The sequence below is a fragment of the Phenylobacterium sp. CCH9-H3 genome, assembly GCF_001557235.1.
Taxonomy (GTDB): domain Bacteria; phylum Pseudomonadota; class Alphaproteobacteria; order Caulobacterales; family Caulobacteraceae; genus Phenylobacterium.
Window position 1 is genome coordinate 1 of record NZ_LSJI01000143.1, and the last position, 4018, is coordinate 4018.

The 4018-nt window shown below is 74.8% G+C and carries 4 protein-coding genes; all 4 read right to left on the reverse strand.

What is annotated here, in order from left to right; all coding sequences use genetic code 11:
- A partial coding sequence (locus AX721_RS13410) for a heme biosynthesis HemY N-terminal domain-containing protein (protein WP_068876499.1) occupies nt 1–1324 on the reverse strand: 1324 nt, incomplete at its 3' end.
- Entirely contained in the window at nt 1321–2157 is an 837-nt protein-coding gene (locus tag AX721_RS13415; protein WP_068876500.1) for a COG4223 family protein, read from the reverse strand. The genes AX721_RS13410 and AX721_RS13415, both read right to left, overlap by 4 nt.
- Nucleotides 2158–2159: 2 nt before the next feature.
- Nucleotides 2160–2864, reverse strand: a complete 705-nt coding sequence (locus AX721_RS13420; protein WP_068876501.1) for a uroporphyrinogen-III synthase — start codon at nt 2862–2864, stop codon at nt 2160–2162.
- A gap of 100 nt (nt 2865–2964) precedes the next feature.
- Nucleotides 2965–3942, reverse strand: a complete 978-nt coding sequence (hemC, locus tag AX721_RS13425; RefSeq protein ID WP_068876502.1) for a hydroxymethylbilane synthase — start codon at nt 3940–3942, stop codon at nt 2965–2967.
- Nucleotides 3943–4018 lie beyond the last annotated feature (76 nt).

Consider the following 4018-nt stretch of genomic DNA (forward strand, 5'->3'; position numbering starts at 1 on the left):
GGCTGCGCTCCCGCCGCTCGAGCCGAGGGTGCAGCAGCTCGCCTGTCTCGGCGAAGGCGATGGCCAGCCGCGCCCAGTCCTGGGCGTGATAGGCGAAGGGGCGTCCCTCGGGATCGAGGTCGGACCAGTCGGGTTCCGGCGGCGCGTTCATCCCCTGGGCCAGCCACATCCGTGCTTCGTCGACGGCCCCCGCCGCATAGGCCGCCCGCGCCAGGAGGCCGGCGACGCGGGCCGTGACCGGTTCGCCCTCCAGCGCCCTGGCCGCCTCGCGCGCCGCAGGGGCGTCGCCGGCGACGAGGGCCTGTTCCACGTATAGCAGCAGGCTTTCGCGATGGGCGGGGTTCACGGCGGCCAGGCGCCCCAGACGCTGCGCGCGCTCCCGCGGCGTCTCGTCGGTCCTGAGGTCCCGATAGGCCAGCCATAGGGCCGGATGCGGCGCCGCGCGCCAGGCGTTCTCGAGCAGCGCGGCGGCGCGGCCCATCTTGCCATCCTCGGCGAGCAGGCGCGCGGCCATCACCACCCCTGGCGCGAAACCGGGCTGCAGCCGGGCGGCCTCCGTCGCCTGGTCCAGGGCGATGCTCCGCGCCTTCGACTCGGGCGCATGTTCCAGCTGGGCGGCCGAGGCGGCCAGCAGGGCGGCGCGGGCGCGCTCGGCCACCACCGGCGGGACGATCTTGCGATCGAGCGCGCCCTTGACGAGCGCCAGGGCGCCGTCCCAGTCGGCGGCCTCCAGCCGCGATTCCAGGATCGCCCGCCAGGCCCAGCGGGCGGTGCGGGCCTCGCCATAGGCCTCCTGGGCGTGGCGCAGCGCCGTCTCGCGCGCGCCCTGCGCCAGGGCGATCTGCATCAGCCCCCTGTGCCCCGCCAGGCGCATCTCCGGAAAGCCCAGCATGGCGGTGTAGGCCGTCTGCGCCTGGGCCATGTCGCCGGCCGCCTCCGCCGCCTGGGCGGCGAGCACGCGGACCAGGCCAGGCGCCTCTGCAGCGATTTCCGCCGCCTTCTTCGACAGCCGCAGCGCCTCGGGTCCGTCGCCGGCCGCCACGGCCAGGAAGCCGCGCGCGAGCACGTCATAGGACTGGCGCCTCCGGATCTCGGCCCGCGCCCGCTCGGCCCGCCGGGGCGCTTCGAGGACCCACAGGATCGTCCGCCAGACCACGGCCGCGAACAGGCCGAAGCCCAGGGCGAGCAGGATCGCCGCGGCGGCCGTGGCGTCGGCGCGCCAGCCCAGCCAGATCACCGTCGCCCGGCCGGGATCGCCGCTCAGCGCCAGGGCCCCCACCGCAACGGCGGCGATCAGGATCAGGACCACGCCGGCGCGGATCATGCCGGCGGCCTCGGCGCCTGCAGCGCGCGGATGGCGCGGGCGCGCAGGGACGCCACCTCGCGGTCGACCTGGGCGCGGCGCTCGGCCTGCTCCCGCCAGGGCGCCAGGGCGTCGCGCGCCTTTGGCGGCAGGGCCTCCAGGGTCTTCAGGGCCTCGACGACCTCGCCGTCCTCCAGGGCCAGCTCCGCGCGCCGCACGATCGCGTCCGGAGTCGCGCCGTCGGTCTCGTCGACGCGCCGCACCGTGACGATCTTGGCCGCCGCATAGGCGATGCGCTGGCCGAGGTCAGCCTGTTCGGGCGGCTTGCGGGCGCGCCGCGCGGCCTTGGCGGCATAGGGCGGGAAGCTTGCGGCCAGAGCCGTCCGGCTGGGCGCCCCGCTCTGGGCCAACCGGGTCAGGGCGGCGAGTTCCGGCAGGCCGGGGGTGGTGGCCTTCAAGGCGGCGAGCTCCCGGTCGAACGGCCGCGACCCCTGGCTGGCCTCCACCAGTTGCGCGGCGGCCAGGGCGGCGGCGGCGGCCTCGGTCGTACGCGCGCCCTGGCTCTCGAGCAGGGCGATCCGCGCGTTCAGGCGGGCCACCTCGTCGGCGGCCGGCGACGCCATCACGACAGGAACGGCGGCGGGCGGCGGGGCGACCGCAGCGGCCACCGGCTTGATCCCGGAGGGCTGCTCTCTCCCCTCGTACAGTAGCTTGGGCCCAAGGATCGCGACCGCGACCCCGGCAAGCACGCACAACACGCCGAAGGCGATCGTCGCCCAGACGCCGGGCCCCGTCAGCGGCCTGGGCCGATACTCGGCCGGATCCCTGGGCAGATCGGGCGCATTCGGGGTCATGCCTAGGGGCGCCGGTCGATCAGGTTGAGCAGGGCCGCCTCCAGCGGGAAGGGCGGGAAGGCCTTGGCCGCGAGCCGTGTGCGGGCGAGAGGTTTCACCACCGCCTTCGAAAGGCCCAGCGCGCGCAAGTCGGGGGCCGGGTGCGCCTTCAGCAGCCGGGCCAGGACCTGGGCGGCGCGCGGCGAATGGAGCAGGACCGCGTCGCTCTGCGTCAGCGCCTCGGCGTCGGCCGACGGCAGGTCCACGGGAGCGGTCTCGTAGAGGATGAGCCGCCGGGCCTCGACGCCCTGCCGCTCGAGGGCGCCGGCCAGGTCGCCGGCCGGCTCGGCGGCGCCGGGATGCAGGACGGCGCCCCGGAGCTCGCCGCGCCGCGCCGCGATGCCCTCGGCGAGCGCCTCGACGTCGCCGTCAGCGGATAGAACCGACTTGAACCCCGCGGCCCGCGCCGCCTGGGCCGTCGCCGCCCCCACCGCGAACACCTTGAGGCCGCGCTCGCCGCTCGCGTCGGCGAAGGCGCGAACCCCGTTGGCGCTGGTGAAGGCGAGCGCCGCCACGCCATGCAGATCCACGCGCACGTCGGGCAGGACGCTCACCGCCAGCAAGGGCGCGACCACGGCGTCGTGGCCCAGCGCGCGCACGCGCTCGGCGGTGACGTCGGCGCCCGGCTGGGCGCGAGTGATCCAGATTCGCTGCCTGCGGCCCGCCATCAGGCGATCCTGTTATCCGACCCGTCCCGCTTCACCAACGACGATGCGGCGCGGCGGGGCCTTGTTCAACGCCGCAGTTGGCGAGCGTGACCTTAAGACCTCAGAGGACGATGGTGTCGCCCGCCTCGTCCTTGATCGCCTGGCCCAGCGAAAAGCCCAGGTCCCGGGCCGACCCCAGCGGGTCCGACAGCTGCGAGATCTCGGTGTCGCCCGCGTGGCGGAAACGCGCGCTGCCGCCGGGAGACAGGGCCTCGACGATGAGCTGAAGCGATCCCCCATCCAGCCAGGCGTGGGCGCCGATCGGCGTCTTGCACGACCCTTCCAGGGCGACCAGCGCCCCACGTTCGGCTGTGACGCAGAGCGTGGTGGTCTCGCAGCGCAGGCCGGCCACCCACGGCAGGTCCCGGTCGGCCTCGCGGGTTTCGATGGCCAGGGCGCCCTGGCCGGGGGCCGGCGGAACCTCCTTGGGATCGATCAGGCTCTTGGGCAGGTCGCCGAAACCCAGCCGGCGAAGGCCCGCATAGGCGAGCAGGATCGCATCGGCCTCGCCCGCCGCCAGTTTGGCCAGCCGGGTGTCCACATTGCCGCGCAGCATCTGAACGTCCAGGTCGGGCCGGCGGTACAGCGACTGCGCCTGCCGCCGCAGGCTGGCGGTGCCCAGCCGGGCGCCCTGCGGAAGGTCCTCCAGCGTCAGCGGCCCGCGGCTGAGGAAGGCGTCGCGCGGGTCCTCCCGCTCGGGGATAGCGGCGATGCAGAGGCCGGGCGGCAGCTCGGCCGGTACGTCCTTCATCGAATGGATCGCGCAGTCGATGCGACCCTCGATCAGCGCCTCCTCGATCTCCTTGGTGAAGAGCCCCTTGCCGCCGATTTCCAGCAGCCGGCGATCCTGCACCCGGTCGCCCGTCGTGGTGATCACCGTCAGCGGCGCCACCGCCTCCATCTCCGCCGGATTGGCGGGATCGGCGCCGAGCGCGGCAGCGATGCGCCGCTGCATGTGGCCGGCCTGGGCGAGGCTGAGCTTGGAGCCGCGGGCGCCGATGCGGACCTGGCCGGGGTTGGCGGGCGGTTGCGAAGGCACGGTGGGCGGTCTACCTCGGAACGGAAACGTAGCAGGCCTGCTACAGTAGCAACCTGCCACCGGCAACCGGATGACC